This window comes from Paenibacillus tianjinensis (genome assembly GCF_017086365.1).
GTDB classification, from domain to species: Bacteria; Bacillota; Bacilli; order Paenibacillales; family Paenibacillaceae; genus Paenibacillus_AQ; species Paenibacillus_AQ tianjinensis.
In genome coordinates this window covers 5,437,588-5,460,904 of record NZ_CP070969.1, presented here as the reverse complement: position 1 = coordinate 5,460,904, position 23,317 = coordinate 5,437,588, and the positions used below count along the sequence as shown (strand labels likewise).

Annotated in this window: 23 protein-coding genes; 16 read left to right on the top strand and 7 right to left on the bottom strand. The window is 51.4% G+C overall.

Annotated features, from left to right (window positions below; genetic code table 11):
* Nucleotides 1–123 precede the first annotated feature (123 nt).
* The 7 genes from JRJ22_RS25400 (at nt 124) to JRJ22_RS25370 (ending at nt 9,278) form a co-directional block, all read left to right on the top strand.
* On the top strand, nt 124–1,296 hold the full coding sequence (locus tag JRJ22_RS25400; protein WP_206102057.1) for a SpoIIE family protein phosphatase: 1,173 nt from the start codon (nt 124–126) through the stop codon (nt 1,294–1,296).
* Nucleotides 1,293–4,961, top strand: a complete 3,669-nt coding sequence (locus tag JRJ22_RS25395) for a response regulator (RefSeq protein WP_206102056.1) — start codon at nt 1,293–1,295, stop codon at nt 4,959–4,961. Before JRJ22_RS25400 ends, JRJ22_RS25395 begins: the two co-directional genes overlap by 4 nt.
* An 84-nt stretch (nt 4,962–5,045) precedes the next feature.
* Nucleotides 5,046–5,915, top strand: coding sequence for a CheR family methyltransferase (locus JRJ22_RS25390; RefSeq protein ID WP_206105305.1), 870 nt, complete (start codon nt 5,046–5,048; stop codon nt 5,913–5,915).
* A gap of 17 nt (nt 5,916–5,932) precedes the next feature.
* The gene (locus JRJ22_RS25385; protein ID WP_206102055.1) at nt 5,933–7,597 is read left to right on the top strand and encodes a response regulator; all 1,665 of its coding nucleotides are present in this window, start codon (nt 5,933–5,935) and stop codon (nt 7,595–7,597) included.
* A gap of 104 nt (nt 7,598–7,701) precedes the next feature.
* Nucleotides 7,702–8,040: an STAS domain-containing protein gene (locus tag JRJ22_RS25380; RefSeq protein ID WP_206102054.1), complete on the top strand. Its 339-nt coding sequence runs from the start codon at nt 7,702–7,704 to the stop codon at nt 8,038–8,040.
* An 18-nt stretch (nt 8,041–8,058) separates the two neighbouring features.
* Nucleotides 8,059–8,511 (top strand): anti-sigma B factor RsbW, encoded by a 453-nt coding sequence (gene rsbW, locus JRJ22_RS25375; RefSeq protein WP_206102053.1) that lies wholly within the window; start codon nt 8,059–8,061, stop codon nt 8,509–8,511.
* Nucleotides 8,508–9,278 carry a sigma-70 family RNA polymerase sigma factor gene (locus JRJ22_RS25370; RefSeq protein WP_054943437.1) on the top strand — a complete coding sequence of 257 codons (771 nt, stop codon included), beginning with the start codon at nt 8,508–8,510 and terminating at the stop codon, nt 9,276–9,278. The genes rsbW and JRJ22_RS25370 overlap by 4 nt, the downstream gene beginning before the upstream one ends.
* A gap of 157 nt (nt 9,279–9,435) precedes the next feature.
* Here JRJ22_RS25370 and JRJ22_RS25365 read toward each other — a convergent pair whose 3' ends face one another.
* Nucleotides 9,436–9,768 carry a DUF5665 domain-containing protein gene (locus JRJ22_RS25365; protein ID WP_206102052.1) on the bottom strand — a complete coding sequence of 111 codons (333 nt, stop codon included), beginning with the start codon at nt 9,766–9,768 and terminating at the stop codon, nt 9,436–9,438.
* Nucleotides 9,769–9,915: 147 nt separating this feature from the next.
* Entirely contained in the window at nt 9,916–10,419 is a 504-nt protein-coding gene (locus JRJ22_RS25360; RefSeq protein ID WP_206102051.1) for a YtxH domain-containing protein, read from the bottom strand.
* A gap of 470 nt (nt 10,420–10,889) precedes the next feature.
* Between JRJ22_RS25360 and JRJ22_RS25355 the strand changes: the two genes are divergently transcribed.
* Nucleotides 10,890–11,609 carry a pirin family protein gene (locus JRJ22_RS25355; protein WP_206102050.1) on the top strand — a complete coding sequence of 240 codons (720 nt, stop codon included), beginning with the start codon at nt 10,890–10,892 and terminating at the stop codon, nt 11,607–11,609.
* 103 nt (nt 11,610–11,712) lie between these two features.
* Here JRJ22_RS25355 and JRJ22_RS25350 read toward each other — a convergent pair whose 3' ends face one another.
* Nucleotides 11,713–11,937 (bottom strand): DUF1128 domain-containing protein, encoded by a 225-nt coding sequence (locus tag JRJ22_RS25350; protein WP_206102049.1) that lies wholly within the window; start codon nt 11,935–11,937, stop codon nt 11,713–11,715.
* A 193-nt stretch (nt 11,938–12,130) separates the two neighbouring features.
* Here JRJ22_RS25350 and yyaC point away from each other — a divergent pair, with 193 nt between their 5' ends.
* Entirely contained in the window at nt 12,131–12,661 is a 531-nt protein-coding gene (yyaC, locus tag JRJ22_RS25345) for a spore protease YyaC (protein WP_232380953.1), read from the top strand.
* A 70-nt stretch (nt 12,662–12,731) separates the two neighbouring features.
* Nucleotides 12,732–13,520: an alpha/beta fold hydrolase gene (locus JRJ22_RS25340; protein WP_206102048.1), complete on the top strand. Its 789-nt coding sequence runs from the start codon at nt 12,732–12,734 to the stop codon at nt 13,518–13,520.
* 98 nt (nt 13,521–13,618) lie between these two features.
* On the opposite strand, the gene JRJ22_RS25335 is transcribed toward JRJ22_RS25340, so the two are convergent.
* Both JRJ22_RS25335 and JRJ22_RS25330 read right to left on the bottom strand, forming a co-directional pair.
* On the bottom strand, nt 13,619–14,926 hold the full coding sequence (locus JRJ22_RS25335; RefSeq protein ID WP_206102047.1) for an MFS transporter: 1,308 nt from the start codon (nt 14,924–14,926) through the stop codon (nt 13,619–13,621).
* Complete coding sequence (locus JRJ22_RS25330; RefSeq protein WP_206102046.1) at nt 14,927–15,478, bottom strand: winged helix-turn-helix domain-containing protein; 552 nt, start codon at nt 15,476–15,478, stop codon at nt 14,927–14,929.
* Between the two features lie 286 nt (nt 15,479–15,764).
* Here JRJ22_RS25330 and JRJ22_RS25325 point away from each other — a divergent pair, with 286 nt between their 5' ends.
* The 3 genes from JRJ22_RS25325 to JRJ22_RS25315 all read left to right on the top strand — a co-directional run bounded on the left by JRJ22_RS25325 (nt 15,765) and on the right by JRJ22_RS25315 (nt 20,088).
* Complete coding sequence (locus JRJ22_RS25325; RefSeq protein ID WP_206102045.1) at nt 15,765–16,442, top strand: DUF6483 family protein; 678 nt, start codon at nt 15,765–15,767, stop codon at nt 16,440–16,442.
* A gap of 71 nt (nt 16,443–16,513) precedes the next feature.
* A complete protein-coding gene (locus JRJ22_RS25320; protein WP_206102044.1) occupies nt 16,514–17,707 on the top strand; it encodes a class I SAM-dependent methyltransferase in 1,194 nt (397 codons plus the stop codon).
* Nucleotides 17,708–17,901: 194 nt separating this feature from the next.
* Nucleotides 17,902–20,088, top strand: a complete 2,187-nt coding sequence (locus JRJ22_RS25315) for an O-antigen ligase family protein (RefSeq protein ID WP_206102043.1) — start codon at nt 17,902–17,904, stop codon at nt 20,086–20,088.
* On the opposite strand, the gene JRJ22_RS25310 is transcribed toward JRJ22_RS25315, so the two are convergent.
* Both JRJ22_RS25310 and JRJ22_RS25305 read right to left on the bottom strand, forming a co-directional pair.
* Complete coding sequence (locus tag JRJ22_RS25310; RefSeq protein WP_206102042.1) at nt 20,063–20,716, bottom strand: SdpI family protein; 654 nt, start codon at nt 20,714–20,716, stop codon at nt 20,063–20,065. The genes JRJ22_RS25315 and JRJ22_RS25310 overlap by 26 nt on opposite strands.
* 4 nt (nt 20,717–20,720) lie before the next feature.
* Nucleotides 20,721–21,005, bottom strand: coding sequence for an autorepressor SdpR family transcription factor (locus JRJ22_RS25305; RefSeq protein ID WP_206102041.1), 285 nt, complete (start codon nt 21,003–21,005; stop codon nt 20,721–20,723).
* Between the two features lie 334 nt (nt 21,006–21,339).
* On the opposite strand from JRJ22_RS25305, the gene JRJ22_RS25300 reads away from it, so the two are divergent.
* Genes JRJ22_RS25300 through JRJ22_RS25290 form a run of 3 tightly spaced genes read left to right on the top strand, consistent with a single transcriptional unit; the run spans nt 21,340 to nt 23,155 of the window.
* Complete coding sequence (locus JRJ22_RS25300) at nt 21,340–21,954, top strand: undecaprenyl phosphate transporter UptA (protein ID WP_206102040.1); 615 nt, start codon at nt 21,340–21,342, stop codon at nt 21,952–21,954.
* A complete protein-coding gene (locus JRJ22_RS25295) occupies nt 21,951–22,517 on the top strand; it encodes a thioredoxin family protein (protein WP_206102039.1) in 567 nt (188 codons plus the stop codon). The genes JRJ22_RS25300 and JRJ22_RS25295 overlap by 4 nt, the downstream gene beginning before the upstream one ends.
* 5 nt (nt 22,518–22,522) lie before the next feature.
* Nucleotides 22,523–23,155: an MBL fold metallo-hydrolase gene (locus JRJ22_RS25290; protein WP_206102038.1), complete on the top strand. Its 633-nt coding sequence runs from the start codon at nt 22,523–22,525 to the stop codon at nt 23,153–23,155.
* Nucleotides 23,156–23,317 lie beyond the last annotated feature (162 nt).

Sequence of the window (23,317 nt, the reverse complement as noted above, 5' to 3'; positions counted from 1 at the left end):
CTCATTTACTTATTTGCCAATTTATTCAATGTTGGAAAGAGGCCGTTTAAATATCGTATCATAGAGTGATAGAAAACTATGGATTGTTACGGAAGTACTACTATTCGTGCGAGGTGAAGGTGTTTGAAAATATTAATCGTAGATGACAATCCGACTAACGTCATTATTATCCGTGAAATCCTGAAAAAAGAAGATTACCGGAATTTTATAACGGCTTCGTCCGCTAAAGAGATGCTGAAACTGCTGGGGATCGGTGCCGAAGGTGAGAACGGGCGCCAGCGTGCTTCAGACATTGACCTGATTTTACTAGATATGATGATGCCCGAGATGGACGGGATCGAGGCTTGCCGGGTAGTCCAGCAGTATGATCATTTAAAGGACATTCCGATTATTATGGTTACCGCCGTGGGAGACTCCAAGAAATTGGCGGAAGCTCTTGATGCAGGTGCTGTTGATTATGTTACGAAACCGATAAATAAGGTGGAACTGATGGCCCGCATCCGGCTGGCGCTCCGTTTGAAGCGGGAGAAGGATTGGCACAAGGAGCGGGACCAGCGGATACAGGATGAGCTGAAGCTGGCAGCGCTTGTTCAGAATGCGGTGCTCAGTCTGCCGATTATGGACGAGACCTTTGAGGTTCATGCGATCTATCAGCCTTCTTTTGAATTGGCGGGTGACTTGTATGCCTGGTATCCGCTTGGAGACGGCAGATACGCCGTGATTCTACTCGATATGATGGGGCACGGGATCTCCTCTTCTCTTTTTTGTATGTTCCTGGCCTCAGTGCTTAAAGATACAGTAACTACGTATGTGGAACCGGAAAAGGTGATCCAGGAGCTGAACCGCCGCTTCAACCAGCTGTATATCGAGAAGCAGCTGGTCCAGTATTATTTTACGGCGATTTATCTTGTTATTGATACCCGCATGAAGCGCATAGATTATGTGAACGCCGGCCATCCTCCTGCGCTGTTCTTTGAAGGAGAGGCTAAGCAGCCTGTTCTCTTGGAGAGTAATTGCCACCCTGTTGGTCTGTTTGACCGGATTGACATTTTGCCCCAGAGTCTCAGCTTTGAAGAGGAAGGGCATTTGGTGCTGTATACCGACGGGCTGCTGGAAATGGCTGAAGGGGAGCAGGAAGATCAGCTGAGGTTTATGACGGAGCATTTGAACGGAGGGCATGAGTGGCGGGAGGAAGCTATGCGCGATGTTTTTTTCGTAGATGACTCTAACCAAGAACGCGATGATGACAAATGCCTGGTGTGGATCTCGCTTAAGGAAGGAACGGATAAAGAATGAAGATCAAGGCCAAACTGCTGATCGGATTCAGTGCGATGCTGGCCATTATGCTGGCACTGACGCTGATCGGATACGATCGGCTTAATTATATGAGTAATCAGCTGGATAGCTTCCAGGCCAGGGAAAGCAAAGGACGCTCCACGTCGGGGCTGCGCGGTGAAGTGAATGATATGGCGCGTATTCTGACAACGCTGATGCTTAATGAAGATACCCTGTCGGTTGCTGCCAAGCAAACGGAAATTAAGAATAAGGTCACTAACGCAGACGCCTATCTGAAAGTCATGCAATCCTCGAAGAGCTCGGCACAAGAGCTGGAATTGCTGAACCGGATTGAGAATGCGTATACCGCTTATCTGAGCTATCAGAATAAGGCGCTTGAAATGCTTAAGGCCGGATATTTCCAGAATGCGAATACTTACCGCAATGCGGAAGGACAAGCGATCCAGGAAGAGGTGCTGGATAGCCTGAATGCACTGGCGAATTATAATGCCAACCGGTTGAATGAGGAAACGGCCGTCGCCCAGAAGGCTTATGAACGATCGGTTCAGATGGTAACCCTAATTATGATAACCGGACTGCTGCTTGGACTGGGGGTTATTCTATGGGTCATTCCGAGCATCACGCGCGGTCTTAATGTGGTGTCCATGATGATTACCAGCTTTGGCAACGGCAAAATGCGGGCGATCCGCCGGATCAAGGTGGCTTCCCAGGATGAAATCGGCGAAGTAGCCCGTGTATTTCAGCGGATGGCTGAGGATATTGAACAGAAGCAGCAGCTGGAGAAGGCTTATGCCCAGGCGCAAAGTGACCAGGCCTGGCTGAATGCCAATATTGCCCGGGTGACCGAACTGCTGCGCGGCGTCATTTCGCTTGATCAGGTCTCGCAAACCTTCATTAGTGAATTCACGCCTGTGCTGGGTGCCCAGTTTGGGGCAATCTATCTGAAGGATAAGGATAACCCAAATCTGCTTACGGCTACAGGCTACTACGGCGGTGAATCCGGGATCAAGGTGAAGGCAAGCTTCGAAATAGGCCAGGGGCTTGTAGGGCAAAGCGCCCTGGATAAGAAGGTGATTAAGCTGAACCAGGCACCGGATGATTATATCTCCGTGACCTCGGGCTTCGGCGATTCCCGTCCTGACCATATCTCGATACATCCTCTGCTTTTTGAGGACGAGCTACTTGGTGTAATCGAATTTGCGTCTTTCACACCGTTTACTGTGCTTCACAGTGAGCTTCTGCACCAGCTTGCCAATAATCTCGGTATTATCCTGAACAATATTAACCGCCGGATGGTGGTTGAAGAATTGCTGCGGGAATCTCAGTCGCTCACAGAGGAGCTGCAATGTCAGGCGGAGGAGCTTCAGACCCAGCAGGAGGAACTTCGCCGTTCCAATGAGAACCTGGAGGAGCAGACGGATGCGCTCAAGCGCTCCGAAGAGCTGCTGCAGCGGCAGCAGGGAGAACTGGAACACTTCAACACTGAGCTGGTCTCCAAAACCCGGGCACTTGAGGAGCAGGTTCAGGAGGTAGAGGAGAAGAAGGACGAAATTGAACACGCCCGTGTCCAGCTGGAGAAGCAAGCCATGCAGCTTGCCGTTACGAGTAAGTATAAATCGGAGTTCCTGGCGAATATGTCCCATGAGCTGCGGACTCCGCTGAACAGCCTGCTCATTCTTTCCCAGCTTCTCACAGAGAACAAAGAAGGAAATCTGTCGGAGAAGCAGGTGGAATTTGCACATACGATTTATATGTCAGGTGCTGATCTCCTGAAGATGATTGATGAAATTCTTGATCTGTCCAAGGTTGACGCCGGGAAAATGGAGCTGAATTACGAAGAGCTCCCGCTGACTGAGCTCAAAGTTTTCGTGAAGCAGAACTTCGCTCCACAAGCGCTTAAGAAAGGCCTGTCACTCCGGATATCCTTCGATGAGCCGCTGCCGGACACGTTATATACGGATAGTCATCGGCTTAAGCAGATCTTGCGCAACCTGCTGTCGAATGCTTTTAAATTTACGAGTGAGGGATTCGTGGAATTCTCGGTAAGCCGTGCGGAGCCTGGCCGTCTGCCTGCCTATCTGCCATCCGAATTCGATTATGTCGCGATTGCCGTCAAGGACAGCGGTATAGGGATTCCCTCTGACAAGACGGAGATTGTATTCGAAGCGTTCCAGCAGGTGGATGGTACGACCAGCCGCAAATATGGCGGAACGGGTCTGGGCTTGTCGATCAGCCGCGAATTAGCCCGTTTAATGGGCGGGGCCATCGGTCTGGAGTCGCGTGAGGGACAGGGAAGCAGCTTTACCCTGTATCTGCCCGTTAAGGGACACTTCAGCCTGCTTCCGGGAGCTGTAGAGGCTGCAGCTGCCAAAGAGGCTGCAACGTTGGCCGAATATGTAGGGGAACTGCTTCCGGTGAAGAACGGGGATGTTATCCCGGCTCCGCTGTCACCTGTCAGCCTGGAAGATGACCGCGAAGGATTGAGCGCTGAAGATAAAGTAATCCTGATCATTGAGGATGACGTGAACTTCGCCAATATCCTGCTTGAAATGGCCCGCGGACGCGGATTTAAGGGCCTGGTTGCCCTTCAGGGAGATATAGGCCTCCAAATGGCCAAATCCTTTTTGCCGGATGCGATTATCCTGGATATCCAGCTTCCTGTGATGGACGGCTGGTCGATTCTGCACGAGCTCAAAGGCTCGTCCCAGACACGCCATATTCCTGTGCATGTCATCTCCGTCAATGATGAGGTGAAGCAGGGGCTGATGATGGGAGCCATGGCTTATCTAAGAAAGCCTTCCTCCAGACAAGCGCTGGACCGTGCCTTCGCGCAAATTGAGAACTACACTGCCAGCACTCTGAAGCATCTGCTGATTGTGGAGGATGATGAAATTCAGCGCCGGTCCATCATGGAACTTATCGGGCATGACGATGTCGCCATCACGGCAGTATCCACCGGACAAGAGGCACTGAGTGAGCTGCGCAAGCAGAGATATGACTGCATGGTGCTTGATCTTATGCTGGATGATATGACCGGCTTTGAGCTGCTGGATCAGATCCGTGACGATGAGGAATTGAATGATCTGCCGATCATTATTTATACAGGCAAGGATCTGGACAGCAAAGAGGAAACAAGACTGCGCAAATATGCAGAATCCATTATCATCAAGGATGTCCGCTCGCCGGAAAGGCTTCTGGATGAGACCACCTTGTTCCTCCACCGCGTGGAAGCCAATCTTCCCGAAGATAAGCGTAAAATTCTGCAAAAGCTGCACAATAAGGAGGAACTGTTCGAAGGTAAGAAAATTCTGCTCGTAGATGATGACATCCGCAACGTCTTTGCCCTCTCCAGCGTGCTTGAAGGGTATCACATGGAAGTGAAGTTTGCTGAGAACGGCCGGGAGGCGCTGGATATGATGATAGAGCAGAATGATTTTGATCTGGTTCTTATGGATATGATGATGCCGGAAATGGATGGATATGAGGCAATGCGCCGGATCCGGGAGATGCCGCAGTATCAAAAATTGCCGATTATCGCCCTGACAGCCAAAGCTATGAAGGAAGACCGAGCCAAGTGTATTGAAGCCGGAGCCTCCGATTATATGAAGAAACCGATCAGTACAGACCAGCTTCTTTCGCTAATGCGGGTTTGGCTGTATTCGTAAGTATAAAATTGGGGTAATAGCATTACAGCAAGAGCAATTCACCAGTCCGGAAATACGGCCGTGATCAAGGAAGTAGGGATAACAATGACAGCGATGGAACGGGGATATGAAGAACAGGCTGAGAGCGCGGGAAGCAAACAGGAGCTGGAGCAGATTGAGATTGAGCTGCTTCTGAACGGTGTTCACCGCTTGTATGGATATGATTTCAGAAATTATGCGCTGCCGTCCTTGAAACGGCGCATCTGGCATCATGTTCATGCCGAGAATGTTCCAAGCATCTCCGCACTGCAGGAGAAAGTGCTGCACGACCGTGCCTGCTTTGAACGCTTCGTTTACAGCCTTTCTATTCCTGTTACAGAGATGTTCCGTGACCCTGGCCTTTTCCTGACTTTCCGCCAGAAGGTAATACCCCTGCTGAGAACCTATCCGTATATCCGAATCTGGCATGCGGGCTGCTCTACAGGCGAAGAGGTATACTCGATGGCGATTCTGCTGCATGAGGAAGGCCTTTATGACAAGGCGCGTATTTATGCCACTGATATGAATGCCCGCTCCCTGCAGCAAGCCAAAGAAGGCGTTTATGAGATCAGCAAGATGAAGCAGTATACTAAGAATTATATGGAGGCGGGGGGGACCCGCGCGTTCTCTGAATACTATACAGCGAAATACAATTCAGTGATTCTGCAGCCTTACTTGCGTAAAAATATAATTTTTGCAGAGCATAATTTGGCGACAGACACTTCATTTAATGAATTCAATGTTATCTTTTGCCGCAATGTTATGATTTATTTCAACGATGAGCTCCGCGACCATGTGCATGGTTTGTTCCATGAGAGCCTCAGCCGGTTCGGAGTGCTGGTACTCGGTTCCAAGGAATCTATACATTTCACCAGGTTTAGCGACAGCTACGAGCCCCTGGACAGAGTAGAAAAAATCTACCGTAAAAATCAGTAACGGGATAGGAGGGGCCTATGGGGGTTCAAGAACCAATTCATATACTGCTCGTTGACGACCGTCCTGAAAATCTGCTGGCACTGGAAGCAGTGCTTGAGAGTCAGCATTACAAGCTTGTCAAAGCAAATTCCGGTGAAGAAGCACTGCGGAGTTTATTACGATATGAGTTCGCAGTGATTGTACTTGACGTACAGATGCCAGGCATGGATGGAATTGAAACCGCCAAATTAATTAAGGCCCGGGAGAAGACGAAGGATATTCCGATTATCTTCATCTCCGCAAACAGCAAAGAAGCAGAGCATTTGTTTGCGGGCTATTCTGCCGGCGCAATTGATTATATGGTCAAACCCTTCATCCCGCAGATTTTGAAGTCCAAGATTGAGGGCTTCGTCAATATGCATATTACGAACAAAAAGCATCAGATGCAGTCTATGCTGCTGCAGCAAAAGACACAGGAACTGGAAAAAATCAACGGTGAGCTGATCAAGGCTAAGGAGGCCGCGGAGATTGCCGCCAATGCCAAGACAGAGTTTCTTGCCATGATGAGCCATGAAATCCGCACACCGATGAACGGTGTCGTCGGCATGATCGACCTGCTGATGGAGACCGATCTGGCTCCTGATCAAAAAGAGTACACGGAAATCATCCGTAAAAGTGCCGACACGCTTATTACCGTAATTAATGATATTCTTGATTTCACGAAAATGGAATCAGGGAAAATGGAAATGGAGGAACAGCTGTTTGATCTCCAGACCACCATCCAAGAGGTATTCAGCCTGTTCTCTGCGGAATCCGGCAAAAAGAATCTGGAGCTGGCTTATTTCGTCGACCAGAGTCTGCCAAGGCTGATTTACGGGGATATGGCCCGCCTGCGGCAGGTTCTTATGAATCTTATTGCCAATGCGGTTAAATTCACCCATCATGGAGGTGTATATCTGGTTGCCTCCAGGATCCCTTCCACCGACCATAAGGTGATAGTAGAATTTACGGTTAAGGATACCGGAATCGGGATTTCGCCGGAGAAATGTGACCGTCTGTTCCAGCCCTTCTCCCAGCTGGATTCCTCCATGACACGCAAATACGGGGGAACCGGACTTGGACTTGCGATTTGTAAGTCTCTGGTCGAGATGATGGGCGGTGAGATTCGCGTAGAATCGATGGAGGAGAAGGGGGCAACCTTTGTGTTTACCATTCAGGCGTCGATGCCTGAAGATGAGCTCGCCAGAGGTTTTCAAGTGGATGAGTCGTATGATGCAGTTCAAAAGGCGAAAGCGCGGAAGAAAGCTCTTGTCGTCGATGATCACCCGATTAATCAGCGCCTCATGGTCAGTATGCTGGACAAGCTGGGATATGACTCCGATGTGGCTGAGGACGGCAGCCAGGCAGTGGATCTTGCACTACAGAATGCCTATGAATTCATATTTATGGACCTGCAGATGCCGGTAATGGACGGGCTTACAGCGACCGCCAGAATACGCGCCGGCAGCGGCGCATCTGCTGAGAAGGCCGTGATTATCGCTATGACGGCAAATGTCATGGAGGGCATCCAGAGCCGCTGTAAGGCGGCAGGGATGGACGGATATATCAGCAAGCCGCTTAAGCTGAGCAGTATTAAGCAAATGGTCATCCGGTATGCTCCCCATGGCAGCCCGACAATAGAAAGGAACGCATCCCTCTTTTAGCGGACCTCCAGGAATTACCTTGTAACAGGATGTCCGTTTTTTGTTTCAAGACTAGGCCTTTAGGGTTATTGGTAAAGAAAACACTTAATCAGGAGAGATTGTCTATGAATACACATAAAAGCGAAAAGTTCCACGCAAAGACCCAAACTGAAGGCAATGTTTGTACGGTTTATCTGATTGGAGAACTCGACTTATCCGTCGCTCCGGATTTCCGTCTGGTAATGGAGCCGCTTGTGGGAGATACAGGGCTTGACCTTGTTATTAATCTAAAAGACTTGAGATATATCGACAGCACCGGCATTGGAATTTTGCTCTCGATCCTCAAAGCAAGACACGGCATGGATGTGAAGTTTTTGGTCGAAGAGGTACCGCCGCAAATTCAAAAACTGTTTGATATGACCGGCATTTCCAAATTTTTTGCCCCCCAAGAGAATTCCCACTAGGAAAGGATCGAACTAAGGATGAGTGATGACGTGCAAAAAGTAGTTCTTCAGTTACCCGCCAGCGCAGAATATGTCGATATCGTCAGACTGAATTTATATGGAATTGCCTCGAAGATGGGCTTCACCTATGAGGACATTGAGGATATGAAAGTAGCCGTTTCGGAAGCCTGTAACAACTCTGTACTGTATGCTTACGGTCAGGAAGACGGGCTTGTCGATGTGATTTTTGAAGTAGGACCAAGTGCCTTATCCATTACAGTCAAAGATGAAGGGGAGAGCTTTGACGGATTGGATACACCTGAAGCACGCATGACGCTGCATGATAAAGAGCTGAATGATGTTGAGGTAGGCGGACTGGGCTTTTATCTTATGCAGGCACTCATGGATGACGTTAGCGTCGTGAGTGAAGCAGGGAGAGGGACAGTCGTTACCCTGACTAAGAGGCTTAATTTCAGCGAGGAGAAAGTATGAGTGATAAAGTGACTCCCCCAGAGTCCATGAATGAAGCGATAAGCCTGATCTGGGAATACCAGCAGACCAAAGATAATGAAATTGCCACCGTGCTGATCCGTAAATACGAACCGATGGTAAAGATGGCTGCCGGCAAAATTGCCCGCAACCGTCCGGATCTATATGAAGATTTGTACCAGGTAGGACAGATGGCGCTGATTAGACTGCTTCAGCAATATGACATCAGTCTGGGAATTCCCTTCGAGCCTTATGCGATGAAAAGCATGATTGGGCATATGAAGAATTTTCTGCGGGATAAATCCTGGTACATACAGGTTCCAAGACGGATTAAAGAAAAGGGGGCACTTGTTCAGCAGGCCATCGATGAGCTAACCATCAGACTGGAACGTTCCCCTGCTGTAGAAGAAATTGCTCATTATCTGGATCTTACCGTTGAAGAAACTGTGGAAGTGCTGGCCGGGCGGGAATGTTATCATTATGTATCGCTCGATTCCCCTCTCTCGCAAGAGGAAACAGGTGCCACACTTGGCGAGCTGATCAGCTCGGATGCCAACGATTACGAAACTGTGGAGAAACGTATGGATCTCCAGCAGGCGCTGGGCCAGCTTAAGGAACAGGAGCAGCAGGTGCTGCTGCTGGCTTTCCAGGATGGTCAATCCCAGCGCGCTATCGCCCAGAAGCTGGGCGTCTCGCAAATGAGCGTATCGCGCATCCAGAAGCGGGCGACAGAGAAGCTGAAACAGATCATGGCGAACTCTTCCTATTGAATCTTATCGTTAGTCCTCAAGATTAGGACATGCCTATCCTCCCGGATCAGGCATGTCCTTTATTTGTATTCTCCAATTCTTCCTGGCATAGCAATTCCCCCCGCTTGCAGTCCGTAAGGTTATCGGGCTGTAAGCGGGGGGAACCAGGGCATGAAGGTCAACTGTTCGCATCAATATACTTTTTAATTTCTCCAAGGTATTCGCCAATAACAGGCACATCCAGGAACAGGCTGAGAATATAGCCGAGTAAACCCAGAATGACAAAGGTACCGAGCGATAATCCCAGACCTCTGGATATGCCAGCCATGAGATTGGTAATAATCCGTTTTTTGGGATCCGTATAATTCTCAAGGATATCTTTGAATTCCGATTTCTCCAGTGAGTCGGCGATCTTATCCAGCCGTGCGTTTAGACGCTTGACCTCATGCCGCAATTCGAAGGGATGCTCATCGACTTCGTATGCTTTGGTCTTGCTGCCCGCATCTCCCATAAGGTCTCCCCGCTTTCTTTAGCCCGCAAAGGCTTTGATAAAATGCAGCTTCATTCCTGAGCGATGAAGCTGCATTATGCATAACAACAGCCAGCTGCGGTGAGCTGGCTGTTCTCAAATTTAAATTGAGCCGCAAGTCACAGCAGTTTAGTAGGAGGACTTGTAGGAAGCCTTAACTTCCTCTTTGGCATCCTTAGCATCATCTGCAACCTCTTTGGAAGAGTTTTTGGCTTCTTCGGCCACATCGGAGGAGGCATCTTTGACATCAGAAGCGACATCACTGGACGCCTCGGATACAGTATCACCGATTTTTTTGCCGGTTTCCTGCAAGGTAGCAGCGATTTGCTGTTTGCTGTCGCTCACAGTGGTGAGGATATCGGAGGCTTTAGCCGATACCGTGCTCGCCAGATCTGTGGCCTTTTCTCCAACAGTAGTGGCAATAGACTTGGTTTTGTCGGTTACGACACCAGCAACTTCCTTGGTTTTGTCAGTAGCCAGCGTGATCTTGTCGGACAAGTCACTGCGCATCTCACGGCCGGGCTTAGGTGCGAACAACAGCGCAGCTGCGGCTCCGAGCAACCCTCCGATAAAGATACCTTTGAAAAAAGTGCTTCCGCTTTCTACCGGGAATTCTGTCTCTGCTTTATTCATCACCAATCACTCCTCAATTAGAATATTGTATTCCAAAATCGGACAGCCACTCAGCAACGGTATGAAGAACTGTCCCGGCTGCTGCCGTCTTTTGGGGGTTCAGGATGGCCTGACGTTCTTACTTCGTATATAAACGTTGAGGTATAGGCTGAAACAGCAGAGCAGCTTAGGAAAGATTACCCAAGCATAGAGGAGAAACAGGGAATAAATAGAGGCTGTTGTCATGTAAACTGCGGTATTGGGGGCTTTACAAAATATGCGGATAGCAGATTATGAGCCTCCAAAAACGGCTTCAAGACCTATAAAGCTGTGAACGTGTTTAGCTGGAATATTATTGAAAATACGATGATTGACGAGGAAGTGAAGGGGGTAAGAAATACATAATTAAAGCGCCTATCACCCTTGAAAGCGGGGAGGAAGCTCCCTTATTTAAGAATAAGGATACTCACATCTTTGGAGGTGCAAAGGTTATGATTAAAGTAGTCACATCAGCAGAGCGCCACACTTCGAATAGAGAATGGATACACAGCGAGTTTAGCTTTTCGTTTGCCGATTATGATGATCCCAGCAATGCGCATTTTGGGGCGCTGCTGGCCCACAATGATAATGAGCTGAAGCCGGAGCAAGGGATGCATGAGCATCCGCATCATGACCTGGAGATTATCACTTATGTTGTTTCCGGGGTGCTGAAGCATCAGGATGACCTCGGCAATCATGCGGATCTTCAGGCAGGCAGCGTGCAGGTCATGAGTGCAGGGACGGGGATTAATCATTCGGAAACCAACCCGTCGGCCAGCGAAGATGTTCGTTTTCTGCAGATCTGGCTGCTTCCGGACCGCCCGGGGCTTCCGCCGACTTGGGATGCGAAATTTTATCCCCGTGAAATGAAAATCAATACGATGCTGCCGGTAGCTTCCGGAACGGGTGCAGAAGGAGCACTTAAGCTGGGAGAGGACGTCACGATTTACCTGTCTGTACTCGAGACGAACAGGGAGCTTCATTATCCGCAGGTGGAGGATAGGCGTACACATATTTATCTGATCTCCGGCCATCTGGAGGTAGGCTGCAGCGAAGGCATTTTCCACCTGCAGCCCGGCGATGCCGCCCGTATCCGTAAAAGCTGTGATCTGACCCTGAAGGGTACCGGCAGCGAAGGTGAAGCGGAGTTTCTTCTGATCGATCTTCCGTAAGGATGAAGTAATAGACTTATCAACAGCAAAGAAGCTCCCCGCCTTATGGCCATCCAGCGGATGGGTTCGTAAGGCGGGGAGCTTCTGTTCATATCGGGGGTGCTTACTTGTGGCGGAGACGGCCAAGCTCGGATACAAGCGCCTCCACCTGGGAGATGCTTAGCCTGTCACTGCCCATGGCTACCTCATAAATATCAAGTATATCCTCGTAATTGTCTACCGAGAAAGCGGATGCCTGCATGGCTGCCGCGCTGGCCATTTTGAGCTTGCTCTTGATGCCCTCAATCATATATTCCACATTTTCCTGGCTGGGCTGTGTTAGATCCATGGAGTGCAAACAGTCCTTTCTGCGTATGATGATTTGGTTTAAAAGCTCTTCCGCGAAGGTCATACAATCGTTTCTTCTGATGTATTTTATCATGACTGCGCAAGGAAACACCATTTTTTTGTCTGCCATCTGAAATCATGTTAAATTAAAGGGAATTAACCGCAGATATCATTATGAGAAGGGGGCTAGAGAGGTGGCAATCAGAGAGCAGGAAAGCAGAAAACGGATCAAAATGGATGCAGGCAAGCTGAGTGCCTTCTTCCAGGAGATCGCAGCCCGGCATTCGGCTGAGAATATCACCTTTCTGTGTATCGGGACGGACCGGTCCACAGGAGATGCCCTGGGTCCCTTGACCGGCAGCAGGCTGCTGGAGTATGGTTTTCCGCATGTCATCGGCACAATGCCGGCACCCTGTGATGCGGATAATCTTATCAGGAGAATGGCGGAGATCCCGGAGGGGCAGCTTATTATAGCCATTGATGCTTGCCTGGGCCCGCCGGCTGCACTCGGCTTTTATTTTGCTGCCAGTCAGCCGCTGCGTCCGGCACAGTCAGTAGGTCTAAACCTGCCTGAAGTAGGGAACTACAGTCTCGCTGCCATTGTTGATGTGAATGGTCCCCGACCTTACCGGACGCTGCAGACGACACCGCTGCACCGGGTAATGGTCATGGCTGAGCAGATTGCCCTGGCTGCGGCTAAAGGCTTCGGGCTCGTTTCAAGTTGATGTGATCTGATTAATAATTAAGATAAGCTCAATGCGGATTGAGTTACTACATAGAAAGAAGGAAGCCGTCATGGAAAATGTTCGTTGTGAAGGAAGTAATATTTGTTACAGTGATCAAGGGCAGGGCGAAGTCATTGTACTGCTGCACGGCTTCTGTGGAAGCTCTGCGTATTTCGAGCAGGTCATTCCGTTCCTGAGCAGCAGCTACCGGGTCATTGCTCCCGATCTGCGCGGTCATGGAGCATCGGATGCTCCGCTGGGTGCATACAGCATTGATCAGATGGCAGATGATGTTCTTTCCTTGCTGAATGCGCTGGAAATTCCAAATGTATATCTGCTGGGTCATTCTCTGGGCGGCTATATTACACTATCCTTTGCGCAGCGCCATGGCTCCCGCCTGAAAGGGTTCGGGCTGATTCACTCCACGGGCTACCCGGATAGCGACGAGGCGAAGGAGAAACGCCTGAAAAGTGTCAGCACCATTCAGAACGAAGGAATTACTGCCTTTGTGGATAGTCTGGTACCCGGATTGTTTGCCCCGGGAGCAGCGCCGCAGCTGCTGGAACGGGCTAAAGAAATCGGCTACAAGACACCGCCGCAAGGTGCAGCAGGTGCCGCTCTGGCGATGCGGGAACGCCCGGACCGCCGTGACGTGATCTCTGCAACAGCACTACCGGTGCTGCTCGTAGCCGGTGCAGAAGATACCCTGGTACCGGCTGAACGAACCTTTACGTCGGACAAGGCTAACATAACCAAGGCGACCATTTCCGGGGTAGGGCACATGAGTATGTATGAAGCACCGGAACGTCTGGCAGAGGTCATCAAAGACTTTGTTCATGCACCGGTAACCAAGAAATAAGGGTTAAGTCCAGAAAATGAACCGAGCAGTAAATTCTCCTTTGACGGGGAATTACTGCTCGGTTTTTTTGGCGAGATTGGCGGTTATCAGCAAATATTCTATTGAAACTTGCGGATTGCCGGAATGCTGAGTACAAAGGCAGCACAGAGCAAGCCAAGCCCTGAGAAGATCGCAATAGTTGGAATGCCGCCGATAAGATCAGCCAGCCACCCGACTGTAATGTAGCCGACCGGCAGTAGGGCGAAGGAGCCCAGCAGATCAAGACTGGCTACACGCCCGAAGGCTTCCTGCGGAACGAGCTCCTGCAGGCTGATTTCCCAGATTAGGCCAAAGATCATCAGGCCGAAACCCTCTACCGCGAATAAGGCGATAGCCGCCGCTGCATTCGGAATAAATGGCATCAAGAACAGGGCGAGACAGCTTAAGATTACTCCACCGTAGGCCATAATGCCCCGATGGGTCCATTTCTTGCGCAGACTGTATAGCAGCCCTGCTATAATGGCTCCGGCACCGGAACAGGTGACGGCAAGTCCGTATACATAAGGTGCCCAGCCGTGGTGGACCTTGAACAGCCAGGGAATAAGGATGCTGGTGACTCCGGCATAACAAATATTGAAGAAGGAGAAGGTAATAATGGTGATCCAGAGCCAGGGATGGCTGCGCAGCACAGCAATGCCTTCTTTGAAATCCTCCTTCCAGTTAGGGGCAGCGGCCGGGGCTGCAGCTGCTTCAAGGTTACGGATGGAGTCAGCAGAGTGTTTCGGCTGCAGTCTCAGCATCAGTGCTTTGCGAAGATAGATCAGGCAGTAGAGGGAGATTACATAGGTAAATGCATCAATCCCGAAGCCGATACCTGCAGACAAATGAGTGACAAGCAGCCCGCCGAGAGAAGGGCCGATCAGCCGGACGGTCTGAGTACTCATCTGGGTCAGTGAATTGGCTGCAATGCGGATATCGGCTGTGAACACAGTAGCCTGGGTCGCAGAATATGCAGGCCGGAAGAGGCCGTCAAGCAGGCCGTAGAATCCCATGAATACGTACAGCAGCGGTATGCTTAATATACCGGTCAATGAGAATACAGCGATTGCAACCATAATAACGAAGCGGGCAATATCGGCCGTTATCATAATCTTGATCCGGTCGTAGCGGTCCACAATATGACCGGATATAGGCAGCATAATTACATTAGGCAGCATATATAAGGCCATTACGAAGCCCATCGTCTTCGTGGAGCCGGTCATGGAATAGACAAGAACAGGCAGAATCACCATAGTCACCGAGCTGCCCAGGAAGGAAATCAGATTTCCCAGCCACAAGTAGGAGAAAGCACGCGAATTCGCAAACAGAGCTGCAAAGTGCCGCAAGGGATTGCGGCTGGCAGGTTTGGTTGCGGTTACCGGATTCATTCAGGGACTCACCTCCGGTTCAGATGGAGAATTTGTATGAGGCAAGCGCCCGATGACGAACTCCACGCCATACTCATCACCCTGGGTAATCTTGGACTCCCAGGTGGTGATCACCTGCATGAGCTCCCGCTGAAAAGCGGCTAGTTCCGCGGAGGATAAGGTCAGCCGGGTGGTGAAATGCTCAATCTTGTCTTCAGTGCGGAACTGAAAGCCCCTAAAGTTCTCGGAATGGAAGAAGGTCCCCTTGGAGCGGTAAAACTTCTGAATGACCCCTCCGGCGGCTTCCGTGCGGACTAGCTCCAGCAATCCGCCTTCAAACAGCTTGATAATATGGTAGTGGATGTTGCCGGGGGTTTTGTGCAGCTTCTCGGCTACCTGTTTGGAGGTTAGCGGCTCATCCGCGAGCGCATGCATGATTTTGATCCGCAGTGCGCTTTCCAGCAGTTTGTTCTGCTCGTCTGTTATGGAGAGTGGAGGCAGGATACGATCATACGGCTGTTCGGACTCCTGGTGCTCCTGTGTTTGCTCAATCTTTGGATCTTCCTTTTTCATAAAAACGCTCCTTATCCGCTAATCTAGATTTGTTAAATCCATACGATCTATATAATAGTTCGATCTGTAATTCAGATCGGTTAGATTAAACCCATTATATCGGCAGCGTTCTTTTTCTGTCAATGATTTCAATTTTCCTTACGATGATGCTTATCGACCTATGGGACGTTCGGTGGCGCACAAGGATAGAATGGTTTAAGATGATTTTAAGGCAATCTAATAATCTGGCAACTGCGACTAGTTTGGGTAATATGCACAGGACGCAGCCTCGGGGAGGGTGTACAGGATGTTCCGAAGAGATTATATCGTCCGGATGATTGAGGATATGACGGCCATGGTGGCCAAAGTGTTTGCGCTGAAGCAGGAAAAGAAAACAACAGAAGCCTTATGGGAAGTAGATGAGCTGCTGGGCCGGCATTTCCGCCTGAACTCCCGTCTGTTAAACTCCTTATCCGTAGAGGATATTATTGATATGTACCGGTTAGGCGGCATCATTGAGTCCGACAAGCTCCAGGGTGTGGCCAGGCTGCTCAAGGAGGAAGGCGGCATTTATGCGGCAACAGGAAATACCGAAGCGGCGCTGTTCCGGTCAATGCGGTCACTGCATCTGTTTCTGTACGCTGACCTTCATGGGGCCGACCGGGATCTGATGCATATGACGCAGGAAATCGATGAGCTTCTGAATGAAGTTGAGGCTTACCGGCTTCCGGTCAAAACAGAATGGCTGCTGCTATCGTATCTGGAATCTGTTGGCCGCTATGCCAAGGCGGAAGACAGTTTGTACCGGTTGTGGGAGCAGGGCGAAGATGTTGCGGCAGAAGGGCATGAGCTCTACGGCCGTCTGCTGCTCACGGCACCGGAGGCTTTGGAGCTTGGCGGGCTGCCGCTGGCTGAAGTAAGACAGGGGCAGGCCGAGTGGGAGAAGCTCACTGCTGCCGCCAGGCAGGAGACGAATCTGCTCTAAGCACACCGGGCATGCTATAATATAAGAATATTAAGGAGAGCCTGCTCTTCATTTTTAATTGCGAAAGTGAGATGTACCCTGTGGAATCTTTAAATACATTAATAGTGCAGGTGATTAACAGCCGCACCTTAATTACGGCAACCTTAAGTCAGCTGCGCAGCAAAGGTGAGGTGACCTACACCAAGGTGCAGGTCAAACCCGTTGAGCTTAAAGGGAAGCTGCATTATCAGTTTGCCTACTATACCGGACCGAAGGTTGAGCACCGGAATATTCCTGCGGAGGAAGCTGCCGAAGAAATGATGTCGCTGCTGCGGGCAACATTCCGCCAGGCGCTGCTGTGTACCGTGGAAGCGGACTACCAGGTGCTGATCAGCAAAAAATACAAGGTTTCGATCCTGACAAAGTCAGCCAGTAAGCAGGAGGCGCCTGATTTAGCCCATAACCGCAAGAAACAGTATGTGCTGGATGAGGGGGAGCCGGTGCCGTTCCTGGTCGAGCTGGGCATTATGAACAGCGAAGGCAAGGTGCTCGCCAAGAAGTACGACAAGTTCCGCCAGATCAACCGCTTCCTGGAGATGGTTGAGGATGTGCTGGCCGATCTGCCGGCCGGACGGCCGCTGACGATTGTTGATTTTGGCTGCGGCAAATCTTATCTCACGTTTGCGCTATATCATTATCTGGCTGTCCGCGAGCGGCGGGAGCTGAATATTGTCGGCCTTGACCTCAAAGCGGATGTGATTGAGCACTGCAGCCAGCTTGCAGCTAAGCTTGGCTACAGTCAGCTGCGCTTCCTGGTAGGCGATATTGCTGATTACAATGAGCTGGATCAGGTGGATATGGTCGTAACGCTGCATGCCTGTGATACAGCAACGGATGCAGCTCTGGAAAAAGCGGTCCGCTGGGGCGCATCGGTTATCCTCTCTGTACCGTGCTGCCAGCATGAGCTGTTTAACCAGATTGAGAATGATGTGCTTAGTCCGCTGCTCTCGCATGGAATTCTGAAGGAGCGCTTCTCGGCGCTGGCCACCGATGCCATCCGGGCCAAACTGCTGGACCTTATGGGCTACCGCAGCCAGCTGCTGGAATTCATCGATATGGAACATACCCCGAAGAATATCCTTATCCGTGCCGTCAAAAGCACCGGCGGCGACAATGCCGCCAAATGGCGTGAATACAGCGCATTCCGCGATTTTCTGGGGGCCAAACCTTACCTTGAACGTGTCTGCGCCGACCTGCTGCCTGCAGAGACTGCGGTTCAAAGCTGAAGACTGCCGGAACAGCGTGACGGTCATGTATAAGCGGTTGATGATAATATCGCATAATAACGTACAGGACAGCATGCCTCCAGGCGGGGCAGCGGTCCTGTTTGTTTGTGTGCAGGTTTTTTTTCTACGCTTGTTGTTGCTTTAGGGTGAATCTGGAAATACTTATAGCAACTTGGATATCCGGGAGTAATGAGATGAGTTATAAGGGTATGGGACGGCTGCAGGTTGTTGCGGCTTGGGGGAGCGGGATACTGGTGACAACAGCCGCAGCGGCGGCTTGTCTGCTGCGCGGGATGTTTTTTGCCCGGGAGATGTATGGCTTGCTGGCCGTATGGTTTGTACTGAGTGCTGCTGTTGCCGCTAGCTCAATCTATATCAATGGAGGATACAAAAGCGGCGGGACCGCGGTGAAAATCATACTGGGTGGTCCGTTGCTGATCCTTGTCCTGTATGCCGTTCATTTACTGCGAAGCCCTTTATCCGTGCAAGGCACTGTCAATGAGCTGCTGCGGTGGGGACTCTATTCCAGCTTCGCCCTTGCTGCTTTTCTGTGCGCGGGAACCCGCTGTGGATCCCGGCTGCTGGCAGCAGTCTGGCACGGGCTGGGCATAACAGTCAGTCTCAGTGCTCTGCTGACTGTGTGCGGCGGACTGCCGCTGCGCTATGCTGTTGCCTATACGGCATCGCCAGAAATCAGTGCGACGGGGGCCAGACTGGGCGGGCTGCTCCAGTACCCGAACGCCTTTGGCGCCTTGATGGCAATTTTTCTGCTGGAGCGGATGTTTGCACTCGCCGCCGGTGATGCAACGGCGCGTTATTGCTCGCGCGGGGAGCACCGCGTGTTCCGTGCCGCGAGGCAGCCGCTGCGCATGCTGCCTCTGTTCCCGTACGCCGCCGCGCTGCTGCTCAGCGAGTCGCGCGGCGCGGTGCTGGCTGCGGCCTGCGCGGCCGCCGCAGCCCTGCTCTGGAAGCGGCGGCTGGCCGCGCCGCTTCTTGCCGCCGGCGCCGCGCCCGTAGCCGCCGCGGCGCTGCTCTACCGCCAGCTGGCCCGCGCCGGGCTGGCGGTAGAGCCCTTGCCCGGCCTGCTGCAGCTGGCCGGGTGCTGGGCCGGCGCACTGCTGGCCGGCCTGTGGCTGTGCCGCCGCAGCCGGCGTGCGGCGGGCGGGAACCGCGCCGCGCTGCTGCTGGCGGCGGCGCTCTGGACGGCGGCCGGCAGCGCCGTCCTCGGCCAGCTGTGCGAGCGGATCAGCGGACCGTCTGCGACGGTCAACGCTCGAGGTCTGATGTACCGCGATGCCTGGAAGCTCGCGGGGGAAGCGCCCTGGCTGGGGCAGGGGGGAGAGACGTGGCACAGCGCATACCTCGCTGCCCAGTCCCGCCCCTATGTAGGCAGCCAGGTGCATAGCGGTTATCTCGACTTCCTGTTGAACCTCGGAATCGCAGGTGTTGCTGTTCTGCTGCTCTTGCTGCTGGCAGCGGTCTGGATGACAGGCAGGGACGCCCCAAGGCTGCTGCCTCCGCTGCTGGTGATCGTCCTGCATGCGGCGGCCGATTTCGACTGGAGCTACGGCCTGAGCTGGCTGCTGCTGTTTTTACTGCTGGCGATGGTGCATGCCGAATCCCTTCAGCGCTTAACCGCTGCCTCTGCTGCGTCATCAGCCATCTTACATCCCGCCTCTAACCGATCCCATTTTCGCGGCATCCTGATGCTGAAGCGGGCGGGGCTGCGGCTAATCCTAATCTGTATTTGTCTGGGGTTCAGCCAGCTTTCTCTTCAAATGATGATGGGGGGAAGATTGTACAGTCAGGCAGTCCGCACCGCTGAACCTGCGGATCAGATCATGCTGCTCCGGCAATCCCTTGCATGGAATCCGCGGGATCCCAAGGCCGCTGTGGTTCTTGCGGGGCTGCTTCCGGGAGTGCAGGGAAGAGACCTGCTCCGGAGCAGTCTGATCTATGCTCCGGAGGACCCTGGTTTACATTGGGCACTGGCGGAGGCGTATATGGCAGGCGCTGATCCGGGACAGGCGCTGTACTGGGTGCGGAGAAGCCTGCAGCTTGACGGCTTTAATGCTGCCAAACGGGCAAATGCGGCAGCAGGCATGCTGGAGATGGGGCGGCGTAATCTGGTGAAGGGGGACCGGCAGAGAGCTGCAGACAGCGCATCTGCCGGGTTGGAACTACTGAGGCAATACCGTCTGCTGGCAGTACAGGAGCGTAGTAAAGGCAGGCAGCACAATGACCGCCGGTTCGAATATACCGAGTCGTCGGATAAGCTGAATATGGAGCTGGAGCAGCTGCTTGCTGCGGTTTACACATCAGATGAAGCTCCAGCCGATTACAGGCAACTCACGGTTATACCTTCATCCGCCGGGCAATGAGCCAGGAGTAAACATAGGGAATAATAGTCGCAATTAGCAGGGCTGTGATAATCAGGCTGATAGACAGGGTCTTCGGCATAAAAGCACCAAGCACAATCAGGATCCCGCCGATCGTCCACATATACCCGGAGAACCGGTGGGTCTTCCGCCACACCTCAGGACTTGCGAGCGTCCACGGTGTCCGGATGCCAGTGAAATAGTTATCTTTAATCTGCGGCATATAATTGCCGAGTGCTATAAATAACACCCCGATAGCCGCGATAGCTATTTTACCTGCCGCCAAATTCTCATTCAGACCCTTGGCAACAGAAAGCACCAGTACGGCATCGAACAGTATCCCTACAGCCAGGCGAATCATTTTATAAGCATTTTCAAATTTGCTGTAGTTCTCTCTCTTAGGGTCAATCCGGCGGATGAACTGCATAGCAATTGGAAAAATAAGGCCCATAAATGCCCCCAGAGCAATGATCGAGCCTTTGGGCCAGTAGGAGTTGACCTCCCCGGTGATGCTGAAATGGGAAGGAAGCTGTGCGGGCAGTTTGCTGTAATTGATCAGTGCATAACCCAGTGCGAGCCCTCCAAAAATCACAATCAGCGTGTCCTGCCATTTCCATTTGAAATCCTTCATGATACTAGTCCTCCTTGTCAGAACTGTTTTTCCCTGTGCCGGTTAATTCCAGGAACCATCCGAGCACCTCTTCAAGCACAGTCGTATCGAGCGAATATACGATAAACTGTCCCTTGCGCTCATCCTGTATCAGTCCTGCATGCTTCAGGGCACTGAGGTGATGCGAGATGCTGGGTTTGGTCATCTGAAAATAATCGGCGATTTCTCCGGCGGTCCGGTCCTTTTCACGCAGCAGCCGGATAATCTGTCTTCGGGTTGGATCAGCGAGCGCCTTGAAGGATTCATTCATTCTCTATCCAACCTTTCGATATTTAAATAATTATCTAAATGTATAATCGCATTGAATTTATCAGCTGTCAATACCTGAATGTATTCAATCAAAAGAGCCGTATTCCGGCAAGGACTCCGACCCCGTATCTTCCGCATTAATCATCCGCGGTCACTGCCGCTCAGCACTGTATTTTAAAGACCGGGACACAGGCGGCAGCCGCAGCTTGGCCTCAAGTAGAAGTCGTAAGCCTGCATATGCTAGAATAGGCTAGGAGAAGCTGGGTACATAGAGCAGAGGAAGGCCGGGTTCTCAGCCGGATAAACTCTGTATAAAACGGGAGGAGGAGCTGCATATGCACTTTATTTCTGATCTGATCTCGCATTTGTTTGAATGGATTCAAAGTCTTGGCTATTTTGGGATTATGATCGGGCTGATGATTGAAGTGATTCCGAGTGAAATTGTGCTCGCGTACGGCGGCTATCTGGTTTCACAAGGTGATATTAATTTTTTTGGAGCGATTCTTTTTGGTACGGTTGGCGGTGTAATTGCCCAGATTTTTGTATACTGGATCGGCCGTTATGGCGGAAGGCCTGTACTGGAGAAGTACGGCAAGTACATTTTTATCAAGAAAAAACATATCGACCATTCCGAGGAATGGTTCAAAAAGTACGGCACGGGTGTTATTTTTACCGCACGCTTTATTCCGGTTGTCCGCCACGCTATCTCAGTGCCTGCCGGAATTTCACGCATGCCGCTTGGTAAATTTACCTTGCTAACAACACTTGCAGTATTACCGTGGAGCACCCTCTTTGTTTATTTGGGCTACACCCTTGGCGATAAATGGGAGACGATTGATGAGGTCGCCGCTAAATATACCCATGAGCTGATTCTGGCCGCAATTGCTATTATCGTAGTATACTTCCTGTTCAAATGGTATAAATCCAAAAAGAAAGGTAGTGCAGTATGAAACAGAATGTAGCTCATAAATTTGGTAAGGGCCTGACTCCGCGCCAGTTCGTAGAGAGCATGACCAAAAATCAGCAGGCCTTTGAATCCTGGTACGAGAAATTTGCCTGGGACAACGGGGAAGACCGTGAATATTTCGAGAGCCTGAACCACCGCGATGACCTACGAGTGCTTATCCTGGCTGCGGACTGGTGCGGGGACGTTGTGCGCAATGTGCCGGTCGTGTTCCGGATTCTGGAGACTGCGGGCATCAAGACTGAAGTGCTGATTCTGGAAGAAAACCAGGAAGTTATGGATGATTTTCTGACCATGGGCGGAAGATCCGTACCTATTGTCATTTTTGCCGATACCGGCGGTTATGTTTTGGGTCACTGGGGGCCTCGTCCGGAACATGTACAGTCACTGATGCGCACCTTCAAACAGGAGAACCCGGACCGGGAAGCAGCCGACTATGAGAGCAAAATCGCGGAGGTACGCAAGGCAATGGGGCAGGCCTACGGGGAAGGAACGGAGTCACACGCAGTTATTGCCAAAGAGCTGCGCAGTCTGATTTCCGGCTTCTGATCTGTATGCTGAATATTCGTTCCTATAATCTGGGTCCGCTCCAGACCAATGCCTATCTGTTAACCGGAGCTGATCCGCAGCGCGGCGTGATTATCGACCCCGGCATGAATCCGGCTGCGCTTGTGCGTGCTACAGAAGGTATGGACATCGAAGCGATCCTGCTGACGCATGCCCACTTTGACCATATCGGCGGTGTGGATCAAATCCGCAAAGCGAAAAATTGCCCAGTATACTTACATGCCTTGGAGAGTGAATGGCTCGGCAGCCCCAAGCTGAACGGTTCGCTGATGTGGCCGGATGCTTCCCCTCCGATAAGTACAGCACCTGCGGAATATGACCTTGCAGAGGGTCAAACCCTGAAGCTGCTCGGGCTCAGCTTCCGTGTCTTTCACACCCCGGGCCATTCGCCGGGAAGCGTTAGCTTCCTTTGCGGGAATGACCTCTTTTCCGGGGATGTCCTGTTTAAGCTCGGTGTAGGGCGCACAGATCTGCCCGGAGGCCGCGAGCGGGATCTGATCGATTCCATCCGCGGTAAGCTCTACCGCCTGGACGAAGAAGTGAAGGTGTACCCGGGACACGGTCCGCGGACGACCATCGGTTTCGAGCGGCAGAACAACCATTATGTGCCTATGCAGTGATGCAATTCTATACTAAACGACAAAAAGCGGGAAAATAGAGATAGACAGAAAGATACAAAGTTGCTACAATACTGTTAATTAAATGTAACATTTACCTCGCGAAGCACGCAGACTGCGGAAATTAATCCCGGTTTGCGTTCTTTTTTTGTTTATATAGGTTTT

Excerpts from the sequence above, each read along its gene's own strand:
- JRJ22_RS25390 (WP_206105305.1), top strand. The coding sequence starts at position 5,046 with ATGACAGCGATGGAACGGGGATATGAAGAACAGGCTGAGAGCGCGGGA.
- JRJ22_RS25350 (WP_206102049.1), bottom strand. The coding sequence starts at position 11,937 with ATGGATCTAACACAGCCCAGCCAGGAAAATGTGGAATATATGATTGAG.
- JRJ22_RS25395 (WP_206102056.1), top strand. The coding sequence starts at position 1,293 with ATGAAGATCAAGGCCAAACTGCTGATCGGATTCAGTGCGATGCTGGCC.
- JRJ22_RS25310 (WP_206102042.1), bottom strand. The coding sequence starts at position 20,716 with ATGAAGGATTTCAAATGGAAATGGCAGGACACGCTGATTGTGATTTTT.
- JRJ22_RS25300 (WP_206102040.1), top strand. The coding sequence starts at position 21,340 with ATGCACTTTATTTCTGATCTGATCTCGCATTTGTTTGAATGGATTCAA.
- JRJ22_RS25330 (WP_206102046.1), bottom strand. The coding sequence starts at position 15,478 with ATGAAAAAGGAAGATCCAAAGATTGAGCAAACACAGGAGCACCAGGAG.
- JRJ22_RS25385 (WP_206102055.1), top strand. The coding sequence starts at position 5,933 with ATGGGGGTTCAAGAACCAATTCATATACTGCTCGTTGACGACCGTCCT.
- JRJ22_RS25320 (WP_206102044.1), top strand. The coding sequence starts at position 16,514 with ATGTACCCTGTGGAATCTTTAAATACATTAATAGTGCAGGTGATTAAC.
- JRJ22_RS25295 (WP_206102039.1), top strand. The coding sequence starts at position 21,951 with ATGAAACAGAATGTAGCTCATAAATTTGGTAAGGGCCTGACTCCGCGC.
- JRJ22_RS25335 (WP_206102047.1), bottom strand. The coding sequence starts at position 14,926 with ATGAATCCGGTAACCGCAACCAAACCTGCCAGCCGCAATCCCTTGCGG.
- JRJ22_RS25355 (WP_206102050.1), top strand. The coding sequence starts at position 10,890 with ATGATTAAAGTAGTCACATCAGCAGAGCGCCACACTTCGAATAGAGAA.
- JRJ22_RS25360 (WP_206102051.1), bottom strand. The coding sequence starts at position 10,419 with ATGAATAAAGCAGAGACAGAATTCCCGGTAGAAAGCGGAAGCACTTTT.
- JRJ22_RS25365 (WP_206102052.1), bottom strand. The coding sequence starts at position 9,768 with ATGGGAGATGCGGGCAGCAAGACCAAAGCATACGAAGTCGATGAGCAT.
- JRJ22_RS25315 (WP_206102043.1), top strand. The coding sequence starts at position 17,902 with ATGAGTTATAAGGGTATGGGACGGCTGCAGGTTGTTGCGGCTTGGGGG.
- JRJ22_RS25325 (WP_206102045.1), top strand. The coding sequence starts at position 15,765 with ATGTTCCGAAGAGATTATATCGTCCGGATGATTGAGGATATGACGGCC.
- JRJ22_RS25340 (WP_206102048.1), top strand. The coding sequence starts at position 12,732 with ATGGAAAATGTTCGTTGTGAAGGAAGTAATATTTGTTACAGTGATCAA.
- JRJ22_RS25290 (WP_206102038.1), top strand. The coding sequence starts at position 22,523 with ATGCTGAATATTCGTTCCTATAATCTGGGTCCGCTCCAGACCAATGCC.
- rsbW (WP_206102053.1), top strand. The coding sequence starts at position 8,059 with ATGAGTGATGACGTGCAAAAAGTAGTTCTTCAGTTACCCGCCAGCGCA.
- JRJ22_RS25305 (WP_206102041.1), bottom strand. The coding sequence starts at position 21,005 with ATGAATGAATCCTTCAAGGCGCTCGCTGATCCAACCCGAAGACAGATT.
- JRJ22_RS25380 (WP_206102054.1), top strand. The coding sequence starts at position 7,702 with ATGAATACACATAAAAGCGAAAAGTTCCACGCAAAGACCCAAACTGAA.
- JRJ22_RS25370 (WP_054943437.1), top strand. The coding sequence starts at position 8,508 with ATGAGTGATAAAGTGACTCCCCCAGAGTCCATGAATGAAGCGATAAGC.